The 23176-nt window shown below is 35.3% G+C and carries 25 protein-coding genes and 1 other annotated feature; of the genes, 12 read left to right on the forward strand and 13 right to left on the reverse strand.

The window, feature by feature from the left end; all coding sequences use genetic code 11:
* A complete protein-coding gene (gene lepA, locus FE813_RS05140) occupies nt 1–1797 on the reverse strand; it encodes a translation elongation factor 4 (RefSeq protein ID WP_118800880.1) in 1797 nt (598 codons plus the stop codon).
* A 159-nt stretch (nt 1798–1956) separates the two neighbouring features.
* Complete coding sequence (grcA, locus tag FE813_RS05145) at nt 1957–2340, reverse strand: autonomous glycyl radical cofactor GrcA (RefSeq protein ID WP_139989742.1); 384 nt, start codon at nt 2338–2340, stop codon at nt 1957–1959.
* A 266-nt stretch (nt 2341–2606) separates the two neighbouring features.
* Between grcA and ung the strand changes: the two genes are divergently transcribed.
* Nucleotides 2607–3266: a uracil-DNA glycosylase gene (gene ung / locus FE813_RS05150; RefSeq protein ID WP_139989743.1), complete on the forward strand. Its 660-nt coding sequence runs from the start codon at nt 2607–2609 to the stop codon at nt 3264–3266.
* Nucleotides 3267–3280: 14 nt separating this feature from the next.
* Here ung and priC read toward each other — a convergent pair whose 3' ends face one another.
* The 9 genes from priC to FE813_RS05195 form a co-directional block, all read right to left on the reverse strand.
* Nucleotides 3281–3859, reverse strand: coding sequence for a primosomal replication protein PriC (priC, locus tag FE813_RS05155; protein WP_139989744.1), 579 nt, complete (start codon nt 3857–3859; stop codon nt 3281–3283).
* Nucleotides 3860–3888: 29 nt separating this feature from the next.
* Nucleotides 3889–5241, reverse strand: coding sequence for a Na+/H+ antiporter family protein (locus tag FE813_RS05160; protein WP_048952817.1), 1353 nt, complete (start codon nt 5239–5241; stop codon nt 3889–3891).
* A gap of 103 nt (nt 5242–5344) precedes the next feature.
* Nucleotides 5345–5467: a sequence feature (His leader region), on the reverse strand.
* Between the two features lie 94 nt (nt 5468–5561).
* Nucleotides 5562–6101, reverse strand: coding sequence for an FtsZ/tubulin family protein (locus tag FE813_RS05165; protein ID WP_139989745.1), 540 nt, complete (start codon nt 6099–6101; stop codon nt 5562–5564).
* Between the two features lie 169 nt (nt 6102–6270).
* Nucleotides 6271–7320, reverse strand: a complete 1050-nt coding sequence (locus FE813_RS05170; RefSeq protein WP_139989746.1) for a DUF6892 domain-containing protein — start codon at nt 7318–7320, stop codon at nt 6271–6273.
* Nucleotides 7321–7498: 178 nt separating this feature from the next.
* Nucleotides 7499–8140: a HEPN domain-containing protein gene (locus FE813_RS05175; protein ID WP_139989747.1), complete on the reverse strand. Its 642-nt coding sequence runs from the start codon at nt 8138–8140 to the stop codon at nt 7499–7501.
* Nucleotides 8141–8401: 261 nt separating this feature from the next.
* Nucleotides 8402–8794: a PM1101 family membrane protein gene (locus FE813_RS05180; RefSeq protein ID WP_005637201.1), complete on the reverse strand. Its 393-nt coding sequence runs from the start codon at nt 8792–8794 to the stop codon at nt 8402–8404.
* Nucleotides 8795–8808: 14 nt separating this feature from the next.
* Nucleotides 8809–9660 (reverse strand): bacteriochlorophyll 4-vinyl reductase, encoded by an 852-nt coding sequence (locus FE813_RS05185; protein ID WP_139989748.1) that lies wholly within the window; start codon nt 9658–9660, stop codon nt 8809–8811.
* Nucleotides 9661–9692: 32 nt separating this feature from the next.
* A complete protein-coding gene (locus tag FE813_RS05190) occupies nt 9693–10016 on the reverse strand; it encodes a hypothetical protein (RefSeq protein ID WP_139989749.1) in 324 nt (107 codons plus the stop codon).
* Between the two features lie 2 nt (nt 10017–10018).
* Nucleotides 10019–10915 carry a helix-turn-helix transcriptional regulator gene (locus tag FE813_RS05195; RefSeq protein WP_139989750.1) on the reverse strand — a complete coding sequence of 299 codons (897 nt, stop codon included), beginning with the start codon at nt 10913–10915 and terminating at the stop codon, nt 10019–10021.
* Between the two features lie 194 nt (nt 10916–11109).
* On the opposite strand from FE813_RS05195, the gene FE813_RS05200 reads away from it, so the two are divergent.
* From FE813_RS05200 to FE813_RS05225, 6 genes are all read left to right on the forward strand, one after another.
* Complete coding sequence (locus tag FE813_RS05200) at nt 11110–11475, forward strand: helix-turn-helix domain-containing protein (RefSeq protein ID WP_139989751.1); 366 nt, start codon at nt 11110–11112, stop codon at nt 11473–11475.
* A gap of 114 nt (nt 11476–11589) precedes the next feature.
* Nucleotides 11590–12543: an ABC transporter permease gene (locus tag FE813_RS05205; protein WP_139989902.1), complete on the forward strand. Its 954-nt coding sequence runs from the start codon at nt 11590–11592 to the stop codon at nt 12541–12543.
* On the forward strand, nt 12536–13495 hold the full coding sequence (locus tag FE813_RS05210; protein WP_139989752.1) for an iron chelate uptake ABC transporter family permease subunit: 960 nt from the start codon (nt 12536–12538) through the stop codon (nt 13493–13495). Before FE813_RS05205 ends, FE813_RS05210 begins: the two co-directional genes overlap by 8 nt.
* Nucleotides 13486–14247 (forward strand): iron ABC transporter ATP-binding protein, encoded by a 762-nt coding sequence (locus FE813_RS05215; protein WP_139989753.1) that lies wholly within the window; start codon nt 13486–13488, stop codon nt 14245–14247. Before FE813_RS05210 ends, FE813_RS05215 begins: the two co-directional genes overlap by 10 nt.
* Before the next feature lie 10 nt (nt 14248–14257).
* The gene (locus tag FE813_RS05220; RefSeq protein ID WP_139989754.1) at nt 14258–15166 is read left to right on the forward strand and encodes a siderophore ABC transporter substrate-binding protein; all 909 of its coding nucleotides are present in this window, start codon (nt 14258–14260) and stop codon (nt 15164–15166) included.
* 46 nt (nt 15167–15212) lie between these two features.
* Nucleotides 15213–16094 (forward strand): alpha/beta hydrolase, encoded by an 882-nt coding sequence (locus tag FE813_RS05225; protein WP_373366634.1) that lies wholly within the window; start codon nt 15213–15215, stop codon nt 16092–16094.
* Between the two features lie 69 nt (nt 16095–16163).
* On the opposite strand, the gene FE813_RS05230 is transcribed toward FE813_RS05225, so the two are convergent.
* A complete protein-coding gene (locus FE813_RS05230) occupies nt 16164–16451 on the reverse strand; it encodes a YfcZ/YiiS family protein (protein WP_139989755.1) in 288 nt (95 codons plus the stop codon).
* 135 nt (nt 16452–16586) lie between these two features.
* Between FE813_RS05230 and FE813_RS05235 the strand changes: the two genes are divergently transcribed.
* The 5 genes from FE813_RS05235 to tsf all read left to right on the forward strand — a co-directional run bounded on the left by FE813_RS05235 (nt 16587) and on the right by tsf (nt 21230).
* Nucleotides 16587–18044 carry a porin gene (locus FE813_RS05235; RefSeq protein WP_139989756.1) on the forward strand — a complete coding sequence of 486 codons (1458 nt, stop codon included), beginning with the start codon at nt 16587–16589 and terminating at the stop codon, nt 18042–18044.
* Nucleotides 18045–18120: 76 nt separating this feature from the next.
* Nucleotides 18121–18660, forward strand: a complete 540-nt coding sequence (locus tag FE813_RS05240) for a methylated-DNA--[protein]-cysteine S-methyltransferase (protein WP_180978690.1) — start codon at nt 18121–18123, stop codon at nt 18658–18660.
* Entirely contained in the window at nt 18657–19322 is a 666-nt protein-coding gene (gene mutH, locus FE813_RS05245; RefSeq protein ID WP_139989758.1) for a DNA mismatch repair endonuclease MutH, read from the forward strand. Before FE813_RS05240 ends, mutH begins: the two co-directional genes overlap by 4 nt.
* A 199-nt stretch (nt 19323–19521) precedes the next feature.
* Entirely contained in the window at nt 19522–20244 is a 723-nt protein-coding gene (gene rpsB / locus FE813_RS05250; protein ID WP_005645552.1) for a 30S ribosomal protein S2, read from the forward strand.
* Nucleotides 20245–20378: 134 nt separating this feature from the next.
* Nucleotides 20379–21230: a translation elongation factor Ts gene (tsf, locus tag FE813_RS05255; RefSeq protein WP_005627519.1), complete on the forward strand. Its 852-nt coding sequence runs from the start codon at nt 20379–20381 to the stop codon at nt 21228–21230.
* Between the two features lie 227 nt (nt 21231–21457).
* On the opposite strand, the gene FE813_RS05260 is transcribed toward tsf, so the two are convergent.
* Complete coding sequence (locus FE813_RS05260) at nt 21458–23026, reverse strand: phosphoethanolamine transferase (protein WP_139989759.1); 1569 nt, start codon at nt 23024–23026, stop codon at nt 21458–21460.
* Nucleotides 23027–23176: the final 150 nt, after the last annotated feature.

Here is a 23176-nt window from a genome sequence, read left to right on the forward strand (position 1 = left end):
CTATTTATCTTTTCCTACATGTAAAATCGCTAAAAACGCTTCTTGTGGTACTTCTACATTACCTAAAGACTTCATACGTTTTTTACCTTCTTTCTGTTTCTGTAAGAGTTTTTTCTTACGGCTCACGTCACCACCATAACATTTTGCCAATACGTTTTTACGTAATTGTTTCACCGTAGAACGAGCGATAATGTGGTTTCCAATCGCGGCTTGAATAGCAATATCAAATTGCTGACGAGGAATTAACTCACGCATTTTTTCAACCAATTCACGGCCACGATATTGTGAATTATCTTTATGAACGATTAAAGCCAACGCATCTACTCGTTCGCTGTTAATCATAATATCTACGCGAACCATATCTGCAGCTTGGAAACGTTTGAAACCGTAATCTAACGAAGCATAACCACGTGATGTTGATTTTAAACGGTCAAAGAAGTCTAGAACAACTTCGCCCATTGGAATTTCATAAGTCAGCGCAATCTGATTACCGTGATATACCATATTGGTTTGCACGCCACGTTTTTCTACACAAAGTGTAATAACGTTACCTAAATATTCTTGCGGCACTAACATATTACATTCTGCAATCGGTTCACGGATTTCAGCAATATTATTAAGCGGAGGCAATTTCGATGGACTATCGACGTAAACAACATCACTATTCGTTAATTGCACTTCATAAATTACCGTTGGTGCAGTTGTGATAAGATCTAAATCATACTCACGCTCTAGGCGCTCTTGAATGATTTCCATATGTAAAAGGCCAAGGAAACCACAACGGAAACCAAAACCAAGTGCGGTAGAGTTTTCTGGCTCATAGAAAAGTGAGGCATCATTTAAACTTAATTTGCCGAGAGCATCGCGAAACGCTTCATAATCATCAGAACTTACAGGGAAAAGTCCAGCATAAACCTGCGGTTTTACTTTTTTAAAGCCTGGTAAAACTTCAGTTGCAGGATTATGTTGAAGCGTTAAAGTATCCCCAACTGGCGCACCTAAAATATCTTTAATTGCACAAACTACCCAACCAACTTCACCGCATTCTAAAACGGCAGTATCTTCTTGTTTTGGCGTGAAAATCCCTAAACGGTCTACATTGTAAGTTTGTCCTGTAGACATCACTTTAATTTTATCGCCTTTACGTAATACCCCGTTTTTAATGCGAACTAAAGATACCACACCCAAATAGTTATCGAACCAAGAATCAATAATCAATGCTTGTAATGGCGCATTAGGATCGCCTTCCGGTGCAGGAATTTTTGCAACGATTTCTTCTAATACATCTTCGATACCTACCCCCGTTTTAGCTGAGCATCGAACCGCTTCCATTGCATCAATTCCCACGATATCCTCAATTTCTTCCGCTACGCGTTCAGGATCTGCAGCAGGCAAGTCGATTTTGTTTAAAATCGGTACCACTTCTAAATCCATTTCGATTGCGGTATAACAGTTTGCTAAGGTTTGAGCTTCTACTCCTTGACCTGCATCGACCACCAACAAAGCCCCTTCACAAGCAGCAAGAGAGCGAGACACTTCATAGGAAAAGTCCACGTGTCCTGGTGTATCAATAAAGTTTAATTGATAAGTTTCTCCATCTTTGGCTTTATAATTTAAGGTAACACTTTGTGCTTTGATGGTAATTCCACGCTCACGCTCAAGATCCATAGAATCTAGCACTTGCGCTTCCATTTCGCGATCCGAAAGGCCACCACAAGTTTGAATCAAACGGTCAGAAAGCGTTGATTTACCGTGGTCAATATGGGCAATAATAGAAAAGTTGCGAATATTCTTCATAAAAGATAGTTTTTCTCAAAAAAATCAATAAATTTAACTGGCGGATTGTACCTGAAAAGCATGGAAATCGCTAGGGATGAAAGGGAAAAGTACGGTCAAATTTTAGATAAAACAAAACCCCGAATGACTTCAGGGTTTCTTTTTTCATTCAAACTGAAATTATAGGCTTTCAGTGAAAGTACGAGTGATAACGTCGCGTTGTTGTTCTGGCGTTAAAGAGTTGAAACGTACTGCGTAACCAGAAACACGGATAGTTAATTGTGGATATTTATCCGGGTTGTTTACCGCATCTTCTAAAGTTTCACGACGTAATACATTTACGTTTAAGTGTTGACCGCCTTCAACTTTTACAGTTGGTGCTACATTTACTGGTAATTCACGGTATTCGATTTGACCTAATTCGCTCACTGCAACAACTTGGTCTTCAGTAAATTCGCCTTTTGCACATAAACAACGTGCTTCATTTTTTTCGCTGTCTAATAACCAGAATGAATTAAGTAAATTGTCATTTGCTGCTTGAGTAATTTGAATACCTTTAATCATAATAGCCTCCTAATTGGCATTGAATAATCATAAAAACTGTATAAATTTTATCAAATAATTTGAAGGTTTCAAATTATTTTAGATTTTTTTGATAAAGAACAGGTTATCTTTTTAGGATAATTTTAAAAACTTGATCTAAATTAAGTTTTAGTCATTTCTATAGTGGTTTATCTAAAACTGTTTAACATTAATTTAACTTTTAAGCTTTTTATTGCCTTAATTTTTTTGTTTATAATAAGAATAAACTTATTAATAGGATCACAATAATGAAAACCTGGACAGATGTTATTGGAAAAGAAAAAGAACAACCTTACTTTCAACATGCGCTACAACAGGTTCATCTTGCAAGAGCAAGCGGGAAAACGATTTATCCCCCACAAGAAGATGTATTTAATGCATTTAAATATACCGTTTTTGAAGATGTGAAAGTAGTGATTTTAGGTCAGGATCCCTACCATGGTCCAAACCAAGCTCATGGATTGGCTTTTTCGGTAAAACCTGAAGTAGCCATCCCCCCTTCCTTATTAAATATGTATAAAGAACTCACACAAGATATTTCTGGATTTCAAATGCCATCACATGGTTATTTAGTTAAATGGGCAGAACAAGGGGTATTGCTACTTAACACTGTGCTTACCGTGGAGCGTGGCATGGCACATTCACATGCTAATTTTGGCTGGGAAACGTTTACTGATCGTGTTATTACGGCGCTTAATGAACATCGTGAAAAACTCGTATTTTTACTTTGGGGTAGTCACGCACAAAAAAAAGGGCAAATTATTGACCGCACTCGTCACCTTGTTTTAACGGCTCCGCATCCTTCTCCTTTGTCAGCACATAGAGGTTTCTTTGGCTGTCATCATTTTTCTAAAACGAATACATATTTAGAAGAAAATGGGATAAATCCCATTGATTGGCAGATTTAATATGATAATCGCTATTATAAAGTATGGTTTTCTTGTTCTTCTTTGAATGCTAAATATTCTTCTAATAGATATATCGCATCTTGGCATTTTTGATGGCGTTGTTTATAACGTTCTGCAAGCTGTGTATGGAGAATCGCATCATCAGGAAGGGGAGATGTTCGTGCCAAATCACATTGTTCCTGGTAAAGTTTATTTAGTTTTTCTAATGCTTCATAATATTTTTCTAGACGTTCTCTTGGCGGTAACCTGTGAATGTTATGTTGTGGACTTTTAACGGGCGCGAATATAGCTGATGAGGATTGAGTATTTAACGTATTTTTTTTGCGTGCTAATGCTTCTGAAAGCACCGTACACTGAGCCACTAAACGTTCTGCTAGATAGGCATAGTGAGTGGGAATGTCCGATTCTAACATTTTAATCTTATCAAGCGTTTGGTTTAGCTCAGTTAGATAAAAACCGACAGTTTGCCCGTGCTCACTAAATAAAGAGCGGTCAAATCTAGCAAAGATTTTTTCTTCACGTTGAGGTAAATAATCTTGATAAAGGTGCTGGACTTTTTGTTCCAGACGTTGAATAAGTAATTGAATCGTCATAAAAATCCCCCAAAGGGGGATTATAATCGCTAAAGATACATGGCTGCAATCCAGCCAAACACTAATAATGGAATATTATAGTGAATAAAGGTTGGAACAACGGAATCCCAAATATGATCGTGTTTGCCATCCATATTTAATCCTGATGTTGGACCCAATGTTGAATCAGAGGCAGGGGAGCCCGCATCTCCTAAGGCGGCTGCAACACCTACAATAGCTACAGTGGCTAATGGAGAAAAACCGAAAGATAAACAAAGTGGCACATAAATGGAAGTAATAATCGGCACTGTAGAGAATGACGACCCAATTCCCATCGTAATTAATAACCCGACTAGTAACATTAGAAACGCCGCTAACCCTTTGCTCTGTACCGCACCATTACTTAAACCTTGAACCAAATCCGTGACGCCTGTTGTTGCATTAATGACATTCGCAAAACCAGATGCGGCAATCATCACAAAGCCGATCATCGCCATTAGATGTAACCCTTTTTGAAAAATATCATTACTTTCTTTCAGTTTAAAAATACCAAATACAGCAAAAATAATTAACCCGACTAGCCCACCAATAATAGTTGAACTTGTCATTAATTGCGTGGTAAATGTGGCTATAATCGCAATGACACTAGCAATAATTTGTCTTGATTTAATGTTTGCAATGTGAGCTTCAATTTCTTTTGTAGTTGGTTCTTCAATAGTAACATCATATTCACGTGGCTTACGATAACTAATAAATACAGCAATAAACAGGCCTAAAATCATACCGCTTACAGGCAAGAGCATCGCAAGAGAAACTTGTGCAACATCAGTATGTAATCCGAGAGCTTCACCCGCTTGATTAATATTTTTTACCAAAATACTTTCAATAAAAATTTTACCGAAACCAACGGGAAGCAACATATAAGTAGCGGTTAACCCAAAGGTGAGTACACAAGCGATAGCACGGCGATCGATTTTTAAACGATTAAAAATAGAAAGTAGTGGCGGCACAACAATAGGAATAAAGGCAATATGTACGGGAAGAAGATTTTGTGATGAAATGGCAAATAAGGCGAGCACCCCAAAAATAAAATATTTAAACCATACTAAGTTGCTAGAAGTAGGCGTTTTATTCATTTTGGTAATAATTTTATAAGCAATTAAATCAGTGATACCAGATTTAGAAATCGCAATAGCAAACGCACCAAGCATCGCATAATTCATCGCCACCTCAGCACCACCACCTAAGCCACCAGTGAAGGTTTCAATAGTTTTACTTAAACTTAGATCACCGCAAAGCCCAGCTGTGAGAGAGGCAATCACAAGAGCAATAATTACATTAATACGCAGTAAGCTAAGAGTGAGCAAAACAATGATCGAAATAACAACAGGATTTGATAACATTTTGTTTTTCCTTATAAATTAAATAGTGAATACTGTACTTTAAAAATTTGATGTATTGAATAAATAATGATGTTGCATAGTATAATCTCCTTTTATCGCCATAAAATAAAACCCCTCGAAAGTTGCCTTCCGAGGGGTAACATTTAGATTATCCTGTCAGCTCGGAAGAAATCTTCCAAGCACACCAAAAACCTGAAAGATTATTCAGTTAAAATGGTGATGATGGTGACGACGGATAATAAACATATTAAATCTCCAAATAGATACTAGTCGCCAAGTTACTGGAAAAATAAGGAGAATGCAACAAGTTTTTATATTTTTTATGGGAATGGATATTTTATAGGTACTATTTTGGCACTAATAATTTCATAGAATTTTTGATGAATAGCTGCGAATGAGCCTATTAACCCTTTAAATTTATAAGTTTTTTCTGTTATATCCTCATTTGAAATGATATAAAGATTACACATTAACTTTTGAAGCTTTTCGATAACTAAGTTTGCTTGTGATTTTCTTTCATGACTTTCAAATTTAAAAGGCGTTGTGACAATAATGTAAGGCTTGATATTGAGCAAATTGGCTATTTCTGTTAGCTCGATTACTAATTGACTACCCGTTTTTCCACCTAGACCTGCCAGTATAAAGCAAGGTTTAGCATCAAATAATATGCCTTTCAAAAATGGAACACGATAGTTTTTTTGCATTTCGTTTAAGGAAAAAGTATTTTCTATTTGATATTCCTTTTCATTTTTTGATGAAAGATTCATTGAATAATATTCAACTCGTGGTAAATTGAGTTGTTGTAAATAATCTACTATGTTATTACCGCATTTTCCGCAACCTATAATTTTTATAGACATAAAAACTCCTTTACTTTATTCAGTAAAGGAGTTTATGAGATTCCTATGTAGGGTTGGTTCGCATATTATTATATTTAATTTTTTTATAATAAAAAGGCGATCATTATTTGTAAAACTTAAAGAAAATTATCTGCTCTTTTATTAATAATATTTATTGGGTTGTATAGATTTAATTAATCACAATTTTGATGTTTTTATTATCTAAAGTTCTTACAATATATTCATATAATCCTAAATCGCTTAATGAAAATTTTTTGTTTGAATTTTCTTTAGATAAATTGATTCTTATTTCCTTTAGATTTGGCAATAATGACAATTCATTTTCAATATCACTTGTTGAATATCCTATATTAAACAATGGAATATATTGGCTATTGCGAGGTGCTTTAAGAAAAAACTCGCTAATATCAAATGTTTTTTTTATATAGATTTGTCGGTAAAATTCTGAGGTTGGGTTTATTTCTAAATATTCTATTTTGTTTAATAGGCTAACTGGAATATCTAGATCTTTCATATATTCACCCGCTTTTTCTCTATCTAATCCATATAATGGATTCAAAAAATATTTTTTATATTCTTCTCTAAATATTTCAAGGAAAAACTTTGGTTTTAGAGTTTCATCTTTAAACATTAATTGATTAATTACTGCGAGCTTCAAACCAATATCCTGAAATTTAACACTTGGTATCTGATTTAAATCATAAATTGGATTTTCTTGACGCTTACGAATACGCTCAACTTCTTTAATAATATAAAGAAGACGTGATGTTTGTTGTAAGCCAGGTAATGTTTCCGCAATAAATCGCAAGTAATCAATTGTTCTTCCCTTTGTTTGAGTAAGTTCAAAAATATTTAGGGGATCCTCTGCATGAATATAATCCCAAGCATCTGCGCCTTCAAAAATATATAATGTCAAACGAATAAATTCATTTTTTTGTTCATCTGTCCATTCCAACGCTCTTTTAGGTAAAGTTTTTTTCAATTCTTGATAAAATTCTTCTGTCTCAAGTAAATTTGGTGTTCCGCCTTTAGCTAACTTCATTGCAGGATCGGGTTCTTCTTTCATAGCGCGTCTTGCTTCTTTTTCTCTGCAATTATTTTCCCAATATTCCTCGCTTTCTGAAGATTCTTGTTTTTTATCTTGAATTAATTCATAAATTTTCTTTGCACCAAAAGCTAATACGCCAGCTCCAGCAAGTTTTAAAATGTTACCTAACATAACTATTATCCTATTGAATTTATAATAAAAAAGGCGATCATTCCCTGAAAAAACTTACAGAAAATGACCGCACTTGTATTAAGACCTAAGGAGGGCAATCTGAAATTTCGTCAGATTGGTGAGGATTATAGTGAGCTAGATTGCAAGGTTGGTTCGCAAATTACAGTAAGAAATAAGTTTATTTTACAACAGGGTAAAAAGGTTTTCCCCAGTCCATTTCATCATTATTTTTCATCATAATATCAAGCATTACTACAATTAAAGATGATAGGAGTGTTATACATTCATTAATTTGAGTGCGATTCACTTGACTATTAAATGTTGCTCCACCATGCACTATTTGATTGCGTAATGTGTATAAATGCCCAAACACTATTTGTAATACAACATGTGTTTTTTTCTTTCTTAATGAAATTATAGCGTTATATCGAGTTTCATTAAATTCTACTTTCCAATCAAAGTTTTTTCGCTTGCCATTATGACAATCCCAAAAGGGTTGGAAGGTATAGGGGGTATCAATAAGTTTATCAAATGATGATTTATGGGCGTCAGCTAAAATTGAATGTAATTTATGCTCAACATCAAATTGACAAATTTTCTTAAGAAAATTTAGGAATGTATTTTTATCTCCCAACGTTTCACTAAATTCATTAGCGTAGGCTGCGTTAAAAGAGATCCATAACAAAATAAATTTAACATCTTGTTCTTCTGTATTATATGCTTGTTTTATCCAACTTAATGAGCGATGAATTCGTAAACGGAAGTCATCTGAATAATGATCTCGATATTTTTTATAAAAATCTTCAAGTTTCTTAATCATATTTTTGTGAATAGACTATAAATTTTATGAAAAAATCGTATTGATAATGAATCCATTTCAGGGGTTGTATCCTTCAATACAATTAGTTTGGTTTCGGTTTTGCAAATCGGACATTCACCTCCAAAAAAGATAAGATTGTCTGATGAATTGATATATTTATTTTTCCAACCACAATTTGGACAGGTTTCTTGGGTTTTTGAGGGAATTGGCATTTTATATCCTTATTGAATAAAAGGAGTTGTAAATTAAACAACTCCTTAGTTATTTTCTTACTAAAATTACTTTATTTTTAGTTTTAGATTTTATTTTATAATCACGAAGTTTATTTAATCTAGCAATACCCGCACTAACTCCCCCTGCAGCCACTGCAATACCTATTAAGGATATTGTTGTAGGTGTTCCTAATATTGCCACCGCCCCTGCAGCTGCTAAAGCACTAGTAGGAACAGTTGCAGGAGTAGCTGCACCACCAGTTCCAGCTGTAACGAAAATAGCTGCTAATCCAACAGCAATGGAGCCAATAGCGATAGCCCATGCTACTGAACCTGTGGCTTTGATTCTGATTACTTTATCAGCTAGGTCGCCTTCAATTTCAATAGTATCTTTATCATTTTTCAATGCTTCAGATAGATCTTTTTCATTGATAATTGCCATATTAATACCTTTAATTAACTTTTTATATTATCTTCCGAATCAGAATTTATAGTAAAGATGGCATCATAGATATCTGGCATTTTTTCCTTAATATCTTCAATATCTTCTTTTATTTCTTTTTCAGTATATTCTCCAGCTGACTTGTCAAAGGCTAAATATAATCGTTCACTCATTTTACTTAATGTAACGTAGGTGATTCCACCAGAAATAATGCCTCCTAAAATAGGTACAACTTTTGAGATCGTTTTCCCTGCAGTATCTTTTGTGAGTTTAATACCAATATAACTTGCTAAAGATTTTAAAATTGGATACCAAGCTGTTTTAGTAAGTGCTTGCTTTGGTATATCTGTAGCAATTTTTTTCGCTACCGCTGTACTAATATAGCGCATCAGCGCTGCTGTACCACTAACCCCCAACATTGTACCTAAATAGAGAAGCAATTCACTGCGAACTTCATTTTCATCTAGGACTCCCTCTTTCCATAGATCTTTTTTCCCATATAAATAAGCTATTTCTTGAGCGATTCTTAGAGCAAAACCGTAAAATTGAGCGACATCAACAGGCACAGTTGCAGCCATAGCAATTCCTCCTGGAAGACCTGCTATAAAGGAATTTGCTGCGCTTAATAAGGTTTTTTTTCCGCATAAATCTTCAGCTATTTTTTTTACTTCTCTAGGAGTTGCTAAACCAGAATCTATTGGACCGAACTCAATAAGTCTAGTTTTTTCTTCGGGAGTTAAAGGGCGTTTTGTTTTTGGATTTAACTCAAAGATTTCTAATAAAAAACTAGTTCGATCTACTTTTACACCTCGTAATTTAAGGGCTGCAGTAATAGTTGTTAAAGCAGTGGATTGTACATCAGACATTTTATTCTCCTGTATGGTTGATGATAATTTTGTTACTTTTTAGACTTAACATTAATCCGATTATTTGCTAAATCTCGACTAATCTCATAATCTGGACTCCAAGTAAAAAGATTATGTGCCAAGATAAAGGCGGCAGATAAAATGCCATAGCGTTTATTTAGTACTGATGATAGTAAGCTTGTCATACGTTTTTCTGTATAAATTCGGCATTTTAGGTTTTGTTTTTCGATATATTCTTCTAGTTCACCACAGATGGAAATCATATCGGTGAGTGATACTTGATAAATTTCAAAGCTAGCACGTTGATTTATTAAATTTTGGTAATAAGTGCGGTAATTATTTGATGTGATTTCCATCGTTAAGCTCCAATATTTGCCATATAGTCTTTCAACTTAACAATCATTCGTTCTTGCAAATCATTCGGGCTGACGATAGTTAAAAATGGAATCCAATATTGCACCAATGGAATAATTTCTAACTCGTGAATGTTTTTGCAAGAGAGGAGAAGCTCTCCATTTTCTAATTTTCGGATGGTTTCTTGGTTCGGTAGCAAATTACGTCGAGTGAAATAATGAGTAACGGAAGCATCTACTTTGATCACAACTTCACTAATTTGATTGCCGTGAGAAATGCTGTCGCTTTTTTGAATTTCTGAGAGAAATTGTTCATTAGGTTTGAATGTTTTATCTGTTATTTTTAAAAAATGGATTTGAGTAAAGCAAAAGGTTTTTTGTTTTCCATTTTCAAGACCGATGAGATACCAAACTCCGTTTTTATTTAACAGCACATAAGGCTCAATTTCACGATTTGAGGCATTTTGAGTGCCGAGTTTTTGATAGGTAAATTGCACCACACAATGTTTTTCAATTGCATTTTGAAGTTGTTTAAATTCTTGTTGGCGATGCTGAATCGCTTCGTAATGTAATCCTTTAACGGCAATACTTTTATTTAAACTATGTTGAAAAAATTCACGATCTATTTTAGGGAAAAGATCTTGCACACTAGCGAAATGAGCAAATCGTTCAATATCTTCTTTAGTGAATACCCCGAGTTGGGCGCGGTTTAAACGATAAAAGCGCGGTCCATTTTGTTCCCAATTTAGAAAAACAAGACGCTCATTTAGGTCTTTTTGTAAGGTGCGAATGCCGATAGAAAAGCGTTCTGCTAGTTCATTAATATCAATTTGCCCTGTGGTATTCAATTCCACCAAAATAGAAGCTAAACGTTCAGCGAGTTTTTCGTGTTTTCTTAACATGGTTCTTCCTTCAGCAACAAGATAATGGCTTATGTTATAGACTTTGTTTGCAAGGTTGGTTCGGGCAAAAAATTATTTTATAAAATAGCAATTATTCTAAGTATTTTGTTCTTAATTACAAGAATTTAATTCTCTTTTTATTGAAAGGTGAATGCCTATACTCATTCCATTAAAAATGAAATGAAGAATATGGTGTGAAAGAAAAAATTGAGATAAATAAGCGAGTTGGTGCCACGATTGCTAAATATCGTAAGGTATCGGGGTTATCTCAGGCGCAGGTAGCGGAATTATTAGGATTGAGCAATGATGCTATTTCGCGTATGGAGCGAGGCACTATTGCCTTAAATGTTGAGCGTTTATATGAGTTTGCACAGCTTTTTCAATGTCGAGTATCCGATTTAATTACGGATAGTCAGCTACAACCGACAGAGCAGGTTTATCAGTTGGATCGATTATTTAATCAATTAAATAGTGTTGAAAGGGATAAATTAATTTCGTTAATTGAGCAAATAATCGAATGGAAAAATAGTGGAAAAAACTACCGCACTTTTAGTGGCTGAAGTGATGCATTATCATGATCTGAAAAGATAAACTACACACGTATTTAATTTAAATTTCTTTTAATCATTCAATATGCTATCCTCTTATAATCAATAATTATTCTCATTATAATGATGTTTAAACGGCGATATTGGATTTTTCTGCTTATTTTGCTTTCGGTTATTTCACTTTTTCTTGGGGTAAGTTCCGTCACTATGAGGGGCTTATTCAATTTGGAAGATAGTCAATGGCAAATATTTCTAGATAGTCGAGTGCCTCGTTTAGTGAGTATTTTGATTGCTGGTGCTTCTTTAAGTATTTGTGGGTTGGTGATGCAGCAATTAAGTAGAAACCGTTTTGTTTCTCCCACAACTGCAGGCACAATGGATAGTGCGCGTCTTGGCATTTTATTGGCCATTCTCTTTTTTCCAGGTGCATCAATGCTTTTAAAAACAGCTATTGCTGTGCTTGTTTCTTTTATTGGATCGCTATTATTTATGAGCATTCTTTCCCGTTTAAAGTTTAAAGATACTATTTTTGTGCCATTGGTGGGAATGATGTTTGGCAATGTGATCAGTTCAATCACCGCATTTATTGCATATCAACAAGATTTATTGCAAAACCTTTCTGGTTGGCTTCAAGGGGACTTTTCACTAGTGATGAGCGGGCGATATGAATTGCTTTATTTTAGCCTCCCGATGCTGATTATTTCTTATTTATTTGCACAGCGTTTTTCGATTGTAGGAATGGGAAAAGATTTCGCTACTAATCTTGGGCTAAATTATAACCAAGTGCTTTATATAGGTTTGCTTATTGTATCGACAGTTTCATCGATTATTATTGTTTCTGTTGGGGTAATTCCTTTTCTAGGTCTTATCGTTCCAAATTTAGTTACACTATATTTAGGTGATAATCTCAAAAAAATTCTTTCTCACACCGCACTTTTAGGTGCCGTTTTTGTATTGTTTTGCGATATTTTGGGGCGTTGTTTGATTTATCCTTATGAAATTTCTATTAATGCAGTGGTTGGTGTAATGGGGAGCGGTATTTTCTTGTATTTTTTATTGAAAAGGTACCGCCATGCGTAAATCATCCTTACTTCGTATTGCGGTTTTAGGCATATTAGCACTTGTCAGTATTGCATTATTTCTTGGGTATCATTTACCAAATCGTTGGCAATATGCTTTAAATAATCGGGCATTAACGATATCCGCTATTGTGATAACCGGCATTGCTATTGCTCTTGCGACGATGCTATTTCAAACAGTGGTGAATAATAGTATTCTCACACCAAGTATTTTAGGGCTAGATTCATTGTATTTACTGATTCAAACAGGAATTTTATTTTTATTTGGTTCAAAGACATTGTTGTCTATTAATCCTTTTGTTCTATTTCTTATGAGTACAGGTGTAATGATTGGTTTTATGCTTGTGCTTTATCATTTCTTATTTAGAAGAGAATCACAAAATATTTTCTTTTTATTGCTCGTTGGTATTGTTTTTGGCACTTTTTTCGGTAGCTTAACCACCTTTATGGAGGTGTTGATTGATCCAAATGAGTTTCAAATTTCACAAGATTTTGGTTTTGCGAGTTTTAATCGGATTAATACTAAGATTCTTTGGCTGGCGTTAGCGATGTTAGTGGCGGTGATTTTATATAGCCTACGTTACTGGAAGTATCTTGATGTGTTGGCATTAGGGCGAGAACAGGCACTGAATCTAGGTGTGGATTATCAACATATGGTTAAAAAATTGTTGATTATTGTAGCTATTTTAACATCTGTCTCGACCGCCCTTGTCGGCCCCTTAGTTTTTTTAGGACTTCTTGTGATGAATATTACCTTTGAATTCATGCAGGATTATCGCCATAAACTCTTGATTCCTGCCGCGATGTTACTTGCTGTATTTACGTTAGTTTGTGGGCAATTTTTATTGACACAAGTCTTTACATTCAGCACGCCGCTAAGCGTTATCATTAATTTTGTAGGCGGATTATATTTTCTTTCTTTGTTATTAAGAGCAAATAAAAAATGGCAATAGAAATTAAGCATATTTGTAAATCTTATGGCGAAAAAAAAGTGGTGGATGATGTTTCACTCGTGATCCCAACAGGAAAAATCACTTCATTTATTGGGCCAAATGGGGCAGGGAAAAGTACCGTACTGGGTATTATAAGCCGTTTATTAATAGCTGATAGTGGTGAAGTCTATTTGAATCATTTGCCATTAAAAGAACAAAAAAATACTGATATTGCGCGCAAAATGGCGATATTAAAACAATCGAATCACGTTAATCTACGAATTACGGTGGAAGAATTAGTGGCGTTTGGTCGTTTTCCTTACTCGAAAGGAAACCTAACAGAAATTGACTGCACTTTTATTGATAATGCCATTAAATATATGAACTTAGATGATATTCGTGAGCAATATATTGAAAACCTGAGTGGGGGACAACGACAACGGGCTTATATTGCCATGACACTAGCACAAGATACTGATTATATTTTGCTTGATGAACCACTGAATAATTTAGATATGAAACATTCGGTACAAATTATGCAAGTATTGAGAAAGCTTGTGACGGAACTGAACAAAACAGTGGTCATTGTGATTCATGATATTAATTTCGCCTCTTGCTATTCTGATTATATGGTTGCGATGAAGCGAGGGAAGCTGGTCGCTCAGGGCTCAGTAAATGAGATAATGCAGTCAGAGGTGTTGCTGAATATTTATGATATGGAAATTCCAATTCAAGAAATTAATCAACAAAAAATTGCTGTGTATTTTAAATAGGAGATCCTTTATGAAAACATTAAAAAAATTAACCGTACTTAGCTTTGTTTTGTTTGCTTCTACGATGGTAAATGCGCAGGATATTATTGTTAAAAATGCAGCAGGAGAGCAAACTGTGCCGCAAAATCCACAAAAAGTAGTTGTGTTAGATTTTGGTGTGGCTGATACCCTACGAGCATTAGGAGAAACTGATAAAATAGTGGGTTTCCCTAAAGCAGGACATATTCCAACTTATTTAGATGAGTTTAAACAAGATAAATTTAAAGATGTTGGTTCATTACCTGAGCCAGCATTTGAGTCGATTAATGAACTGAATCCTGACCTGATTATTGCCGCACCGCGTCAACAAAAATTATTGGATAAATTGAAAGAAATTGCGCCCGTGTTCTATGTGGAAAATGATTACTCGAATTATTATCCAAGCTTCCAAGAAAATGTTACTGCATTAGGTAAAATCTTTAATAAAGAAGCACTAGCAAAAGCAAAATTAGATGCATTAGATGCTAAAGTGTCACAAGTCGCGAATGAGACGAAAGGAAAGACTGCCTTACTTGTGTTAGTGAATGAAAGTAAAATTAGTACCTTTGGTGATAATTCACGTTATAGTATGGTCTTCCAGAAATTTGGTTTTAAACCTGCTGATCCCAATATTAAGTCATCGACACATGGTATGAGTGTTGGATTTGAGTATCTTTTAGAAAAAAATCCAGATTATTTGCTTGTGGTAGATCGTACGGCGGCGGTGACAGATAAAGTCAATAATGCACAAAAGGTATTAGATAATGCTATTGTTCAACAGACTAATGCTTATAAAAATAAGCACATCATATATTTAGATGCAGCGAATTGGTATTTAGCGTTTGGTGGACTAGAATCAATGGAAGTGATTGCCGCAGAACTTGAGAAAGCCATAAAATAATTTCGACTATATCATCGGCCGTAGTAGTACGGTCGATATTTTAATCATGAAACGAATCTTCTTAACTCTTTTGACATGTATTGGTGCGTTATTGAGTGTTTTTTATACGCCCATGATTCTTGCTACTCCTGATTTTATCATTCCTAAAATTAACGAAAATATGAATACACTTTATAAGATTCATCAAAAAGACCTTCTTTTTGAAAGTAAGCCATATCGTTTATTTATTGCGGAACCTAAGGTTAACAATAAACCATTATCAGTTCTTTATATGCTTGATGGTAATGCACAATTTCCCATTGCGGTTAATACAGTGGATCCTACTCAAGAGTTACCGCTTATTGTCGGAATTGGTTATGTGTCAGAGAATGCCTATGCCATATCAGAACGTCAACGGGATTATACTTTTCCTGTGAATGGGGAGAATTTTAAAAATGGTGGAGGGGCTTCAGATTTTCTGCGTTTTATCCAAACCCAAGTTAAACCAGAAATTGAACAGCAATACCATATTAATCCAGAGAAACAGTTTTTCTTCGGGCATTCATTTGGTGGCCTATTCGGATTATATGTATTATTTCACCAACCTGATTTATTTCAATATTACACATTAGCAAGTCCATCACTTTGGTGGGGGAATGGTTCATTTTTACCACAAACAATGCCTTGGATTAAGTCAAGTCCTAAGCATATATTGATCACTTTAGGTGAATATGAAGAATATCCTGAGCGAGATCCAAAGCTTACATCAGAACAACTTCAACGTATTGAACAACGTAAGAAAATGCGACCATTTAATGCGCCAAAATTGGCAGAGAAATTAGTACAGCAAGGTTATCCTGTGATATTTCGATGGATTTCTCATAAAAATCATGGGGATTCAATTGAGGATGCAATAAAACAAATGATGGAAGATTTACAATCAAAATAGGAAGAAGAAATTAACCGCACTTTAAAAAGTGCGGTTAATTTTTTTGAGTATTTAGTGTGTTATTAAATACTAACGATTCGCGAGTTCAAAAATCATCGCTTCTGCTTGGCAACTAAAAGTGAAAGAGGCATTTAGTTGAACTCCGTCTTCAACTGCCACGATTTCGCTTTTAATTTCGCAAGGATCGCTTTCTGTATCGCGCGCTTTCTTTGTTAATCGTTCAAGGGCTGCATTGGCATCAGTTTCAGTACTATAAAATTGATGTACTTCTACAGTGCAGTCAGAACCATCAATAATTGTGCCCACATCAACGCAGCTACAGGTTAAGGATTCTTCTGCTTTACATTTTACGGTCATTTTCTTTTCCTTATATGAATTTTCGTACATTTTATCATTTTTCTTATGAATGACAAAAATTGAACAAAATAGCCCATTAAATGCAAAAAGTTCCCGATAACTGGTCGGAACTCTAATGAAAACAAGGAAATGGATTTGCACTCAATAGATTCGGGTTTTAGAATCGCCCAGATTTTTATTTATAACAAAGGTTTCCAAATGAAAAAATTTAATCAATCTGTCTTAGCAACTGCGATGTTATTAGCTGCTGGTGGGGCAAATGCTGCAGCGTTCCAATTATCTGAAGTATCGACTTCTGGTCTTGGTCGTGCATATGCGGGTGAAGCGGCGATTGCGGATAATGCCTCTGTAGTGGCAACTAACCCAGCGTTGATGAGTTTATTTAAAACGAATCAATTTTCTGTGGGTGGCGTTTATGTGGATTCTAAGATTAATATGAGTGGTAATTCTCAAGTAAGTATTATTGAAAATGACGTAACTCCTATATTGCAACGTTCATCAAAAGATCTTTATCAGAAAAGTGTGGTTCCTGGCTCACTTGTGCCAAATATGTATTTCGTTGCACCTATTAATGACAAATTTGCTCTTGGTGGTGGAATGAATGTGAACTTTGGTTTAAAGAGCGAATATGATAACAAATATAATGGCGGTGTGTTTGGTGGAACAACAGATCTAACCGCGTTAAATTTAAACCTAAGTGGATCTTATCGTGTTACTGAGGGATTTAGTGCTGGTTTAGGCTTGAATGCGATTTATGCTCAAGCAAAAATTGAGCGTAGAGCTGGTTTCCTTGCTGATGTTCCTTCAGCGTTACGTACGGCCGCTATGCATTCTCCTGCAATTGCAGCACTTTTAAGAACTCCTAAAGCATCAGAACTTATTTCTTCTCCAGCATTGGCTAATGTGAAAAAAGATACTATTCTAACTCAATTACAAGACAAAGCAGCTTGGGCTTTTGCTTGGAATGCTGGTGTAATGTATCAATTTAATGAAAATCATCGAATTGGTTTAGCTTACCATTCTAAAGTAGATATTGATTTTACAGATCATACAGCAACCAGTTTACAAGCAAGTCGTATTGGACAAGAAGGTGGTTTAAAGCTTAATTTGCCTGATTACTTAGAGTTTTCAGGATTCCACCAATTAACTGAAAAATTTGCAATGCACTATAGTTATAAATATTCCCATTGGAGCCGTTTGAAAAACTTATATGCAAGCTATCATTCTGATGGAAAAGAAGCCTTCCATAAGAAAATGTACTATAGAAATAGCTCACGTATTGCATTAGGTGGAACTTATAACGTAGATGATAAATTAACTTTACGTGCAGGTATTGCTTATGATCAAGCTGCAGCAACTGAACATGCTAGTGCGGCAATTCCTGATACTGACCGTACTTGGTATAGTGTGGGTGCTACATATAAATTTACTCCAAATCTTTCAGTTGATTTAGGCTATGCTTATTTGAAAGGTAAAAAAGTTCATTTCAAAGAAGAGCAACGTATTAGTAATGGTGTAGTGGTTGTTACAGGCAATTACAGCTCTAAAGCAAGCGCAAATCTTTATGGTTTAAACTTAAATTATAGTTTTTAATCCGTTAAAAAATTTAGCATAATAAAGCATACTTCCACTCGAAGTGTGCTTTTCTTTTTATAAAATAAGGCGAAAAATGACCGCACTTTATTACACTTATTATCCCTCACCTGTCGGGCGGCTTTTAATTTTATCTGATGGTGAAAGTATTACACATATTGATTTTGAAAAAGAGCAATATGATCCTAATCCAAAATGGCTCAAGCAAGATGAATTGCCTGTTTTTCAAAAAGTGCGGTTGGCTTTTGAACGATATTTTAATGGGGAAGTTGAGCGCTTTGCAGACATTCCCTTAAAGCCAGAAGGGACAGCTTTTCAACAAGCCATTTGGCAAGCTTTGTGCGAAATTGATTATGGCGAACTTTCAAGTTATGGTGAGCTTGCGTTACGGATTAATAATCCTAAAGCTGTTCGTGCCGTGGGTGGTGCAGTGGGGAGTAATCCGATTAGTATTATTATTCCTTGTCACCGCATTTTAGGTAAAGATCGTACTTTAACTGGTTTTGGCGGTGGCTTAGAGGCAAAACGTTTTTTATTACAGTTAGAGAAAATTCCCTATATTGATAAAGGCACTGAAAACACTAAGCCTCGCTTTTTTAAGAAATATCACGAATGATTCCACAAACCCTTGAACAATTGCTTTCCCAATCACAATCAATTGCTGGCTTAACTTTTGGAGAGTTAGCTGATGAACTGCATATTCCTGTCCCGCCTGATTTAAAACGTGATAAAGGCTGGGTCGGCATGTTATTAGAGCGCGCTTTGGGCGCAACGGCAGGGAGCAAAGCTGAACAGGATTTTTCTCATTTAGGTGTTGAGCTTAAAACGTTACCGATTAATGCGGAGGGGTATCCTCTTGAAACGACCTTTGTTAGCCTTGCCCCATTGGTACAAAATTCAGGGGTTAAATGGGAAAATTCTCACGTTCGTCATAAACTTTCTTGTGTACTTTGGATGCCTATTGAAGGCAGCCGTCATATTCCATTACGTGAACGCCATATCGGTACACCAATTTTATGGAAGCCAACCGTAGAGCAAGAACGTCAATTAAAACAAGATTGGGAAGAATTGATGGATTTAATTGTACTTGGCAAATTGGATCAAATAACGGCTCGAATTGGTGAAGTGATGCAACTTCGCCCGAAGGGGGCAAATAGTCGGTCGATAACGAAAGGAATTGGGCGAAATGGTGAAGTGATAGAAACCCTACCTTTAGGATTTTATTTAAGAAAAGCATTCACAGCGGGTATTTTAAACGATTTTTTATTAAATCATTAGGCTTACTAAAGTCGCCTAAATGCCAAAATTAACTAGCATTCTACTATGCTTTATGATATAAATCGCACCGCTGTTTTTGCCTTTCAAAAGCAGCTTTTTAATTACTAACAACACACACATATCAACAAGGTTTAATCGGGGTGCCAAACGGTCGATTAGCTGATATGTGGAGGCTCAACCCCAACAAAAGGAAAATATTATGGCACAAGTTTCAATGCGCGACATGATCAACGCAGGCGTACACTTCGGACACCAAACTCGTTACTGGAACCCACAAATGAAACCTTTCATTTTTGGTGCGCGTAACGGTGTTCACATCATCAATCTTGAAAAAACTTTACCTTTATTCAACGAAGCTTTAGCGGAATTAACTCGCATTGCTAGCAACAACGGTAAAGTATTATTCGTTGGTACAAAACGTGCAGCGTCTGAAGCAGTTCAAGCAGCAGCATTAGATTGTCAGCAATATTACGTAAACCACCGTTGGTTAGGTGGTATGTTGACTAACTGGAAAACCGTTCGTCAATCAATTAAACGTTTAAAAGATTTAGAAACCCAATCTCAAGACGGTACTTTTGATAAATTAACCAAAAAAGAAGCGTTAATGCGTAGCCGTGAGATGGAAAAACTTGAATTAAGCCTTGGCGGTATCAAAGATATGGGCGGCTTACCAGATGCATTATTTGTTATCGGTGCAGACCACGAACATATCGCAGTAAAAGAAGCAAACAACTTAGGTATTCCTGTATTTGCTATCGTTGATACTAACTCAACTCCAGCTGGCGTAGATTTCGTTATCCCAGGTAACGATGATGCGACTCGTGCTATCCAACTTTACGTTTCTGCAGCTGCAGCGGCGGTTAAAGAAGGTCGTGGTAACGAAGCTCAAGTTGCTGAAGAATTAGCAGCTGACGCAGAATAATTTAAGTTTTGCAATAAGGCGAAGCCCTTAATAATCAAACGATTAATTGGCATAGGGGCTAAAGATTTAGCCCCTATATTTTTATCTAAAAGTGCGGTCAAAATAAACCGCATTTTCGACAGAGGATTTTAAAAATGGCTGAAATCACAGCATCATTAGTAAAAGAACTTCGTGAACGTACCGGCGCAGGTATGATGGAATGTAAAAAAGCATTAGTTGAAGCAAACGGTGATATCGAGTTAGCAATCGACAACATGCGTAAATCTGGTCAAGCTAAAGCAGCTAAAAAAGCAGGCCGTGTTGCAGCTGAAGGTGTTATCCTTGCTCGTGTAGAAAATGGTTTTGGTGTATTAGTTGAAATGAACTGTGAAACTGACTTCGTAGCAAAAGATGCTGGTTTCTTAGGTTTAGCAAACGAAGTAGCTGATTTCGCAGCAGCAAATAAAGGTACCACTATCGAAGCGTTACAAGCACAATTTGAAGAAAAGCGTGCTGCATTAGTGGCTAAAATCGGTGAAAACATGAACATCCGTCGTGTTGCTTACTTAGATGGTCAAGTAATTGCTCAATACTTACACGGCGCGAAAATCGGTGTATTAGTTGCAGGTCAAGGTTCTGCAGATGAACTTAAAAAAGTAGCTATGCACGTAGCTGCATCTAAACCTGAATTCGTAAATCCAGAAGATGTATCAGCAGAAGTAGTTGAACACGAACGCCAAATCCAAATCGACATCGCAGTTAACTCTGGTAAACCAAAAGAAATCGCAGAGAAAATGGTTGAAGGTCGTATGAAGAAATTCACCGGCGAGGTTTCATTAACTGGTCAACCATTTGTAATGGATCCTTCTGTATCTGTAGGCGACTTCTTAAAATCAGTAAACACTTCAGTTTCTAATTTCATCCGTTTAGAAGTTGGTGAAGGTATCGAGAAAAAAGAAGAAGACTTTGCTGCTGAAGTAGCAAAAATCACTGGCGGTAACGCATAATTTATTTTCATATTTCATGTTGAAAAAGCGGACATTATGTCCGCTTTTTTTATATAGAGAAAAAGGTTATAAAAGTTATTCTTATTTGTTCTCATAAGCGAGTTTTGTATTTTTAGTAAAGAGAAATCCTCTTGAGAGGAAAGTTTTTATATCCATCCAGTCAAAAGGATTTAAGTATATAGATATTTTATGTATAAATATCATCGAAATTATGTATGGTATTGATATTACTGATCGTTAATGTTTGGGCGAATATCTATTGCTGGGTCATCATCTTTCCGATATTTCTCGTTAATTCGTTTTTGTAAACCAAAATCATCCTTATCGCTTTCATTAGAAAATAAGTCTTCCTCATGATTCAATTTTGGATTTTTAATTCCTACCCAATGTGCAATGCCTTCGAGGAAATTTAGTCCAGATTTAAAAACCTTGTATTCTTTACGTTCAGTATCGTCAGAAGATACTTTAAACAATGGAATATTGTGATGTTCACGGCTGAAACAATTTTGGTTGAACAACAAAATATTTTGTTTTTCATCTTGTTGGTGGCATAAACCATGATCAGAGAAATAAACCATAGAGAAGGTGCGGTGATTTTTTAGATTGTTTTCTTTAAGTTGCTCATATACGCGTTTTAAAAATTCATCAGTTTTTTTAATTGAGGAGATATAACAATTTAAGTAGCCATATTTAGGCGCGATCTTATTATCATCAAAGATTTTTGGGTAATCCTCTACACGATCGCATGCTAATGGGTGTGAACCATAGATATGGAGTACGATAAAACGTTTTCCCTGAATAGGATTTTCTAACACTTTGGCAAATTTTGGTAATAAATCAAAATCGCTGAAGTTAGTTGAATTAAAGCTTCCCCCTTTTTTTAAAAATATCGTTTCATCTGCTTTTGAGGCCAGTGATGAAACTGGGGTATCGAATTCCCCTAACATACCTTGATTTGAAAGCCAGTATGTTTTAATTCCTGCTGATTTTACTAAATCAATAAGGCTTAAATTATAATTTGGTTCCCATTTTTCTTTGTTTGGTAAGGTTAGCATGAGACGAAGTGATGATACGGTATTGGTTCCGGCAGAACGAAAACCATCAATTAATATGCCTTTTGAATTTGACATAAAGGGGGTATTTTCAATTGGATACCCATAAGCATGATGATAATCTTTACGGGCACTTTCACCTAATACAATGACGTAATCATCATAAGGAGAATTTTCCAAAGTAGATTTTCCCCAATCATTTGATTGAGACATTTTTTTGAGTTTCTGCACCTCATCGAGAATTTTGACAGTGGAATCAACAGTTTCTTTTAATGGGGCTGAAATAGGTAAATGATAAGCAAAGAGTAAGGTAGTAAAAATAATAAAGGTTTTATTTTGATAAAATTTTATGTCAAATTTGACCGCACTTTTATATTGCACAAAGATAAGAATAGGAATAGAAAAAGCAATTAAATAGCTACTTATAGGAATCTGTAAGAGAAATTCTTTAGTTTCTAACATATCTGTTGCAAAAAGAGAGGCGATATATTGATAACTTGGTGCACCAAAGTTTAACCCCGTAGGCGTATAAATTGCATGAAGTAATGAAAGAGGAAGTAAAATAAAATAGAATGTTTTTTTACTGCTACTAAGTAAAATAATGACCGCTGCCGTCAGTAAAATGAGCGTCAAATTTGGCTGGTTAAACATGCCAGAACCAATCAAAATAAAATAGCCCGCAAGCAATACGCAAATGAGTATAAAAAGTGCGGGAAAAACTAGCCATGTTTTTTTAGTGTTCATAATTACCTTCTGTTAAAAGAAAAGTGTAGGGGTTGTTGATATATCAAAACTATTTGTATTGGTTGCTTGAAATAGCCCTATCGTAAATATTTTAGATTAGACTTATGTGCTCAATATTATCCACCTTTTACACATAAATTCCATCTTAAA

Source organism: Haemophilus seminalis (genome assembly GCF_006384255.1).
GTDB classification, from domain to species: Bacteria; Pseudomonadota; Gammaproteobacteria; order Enterobacterales; family Pasteurellaceae; genus Haemophilus; species Haemophilus seminalis.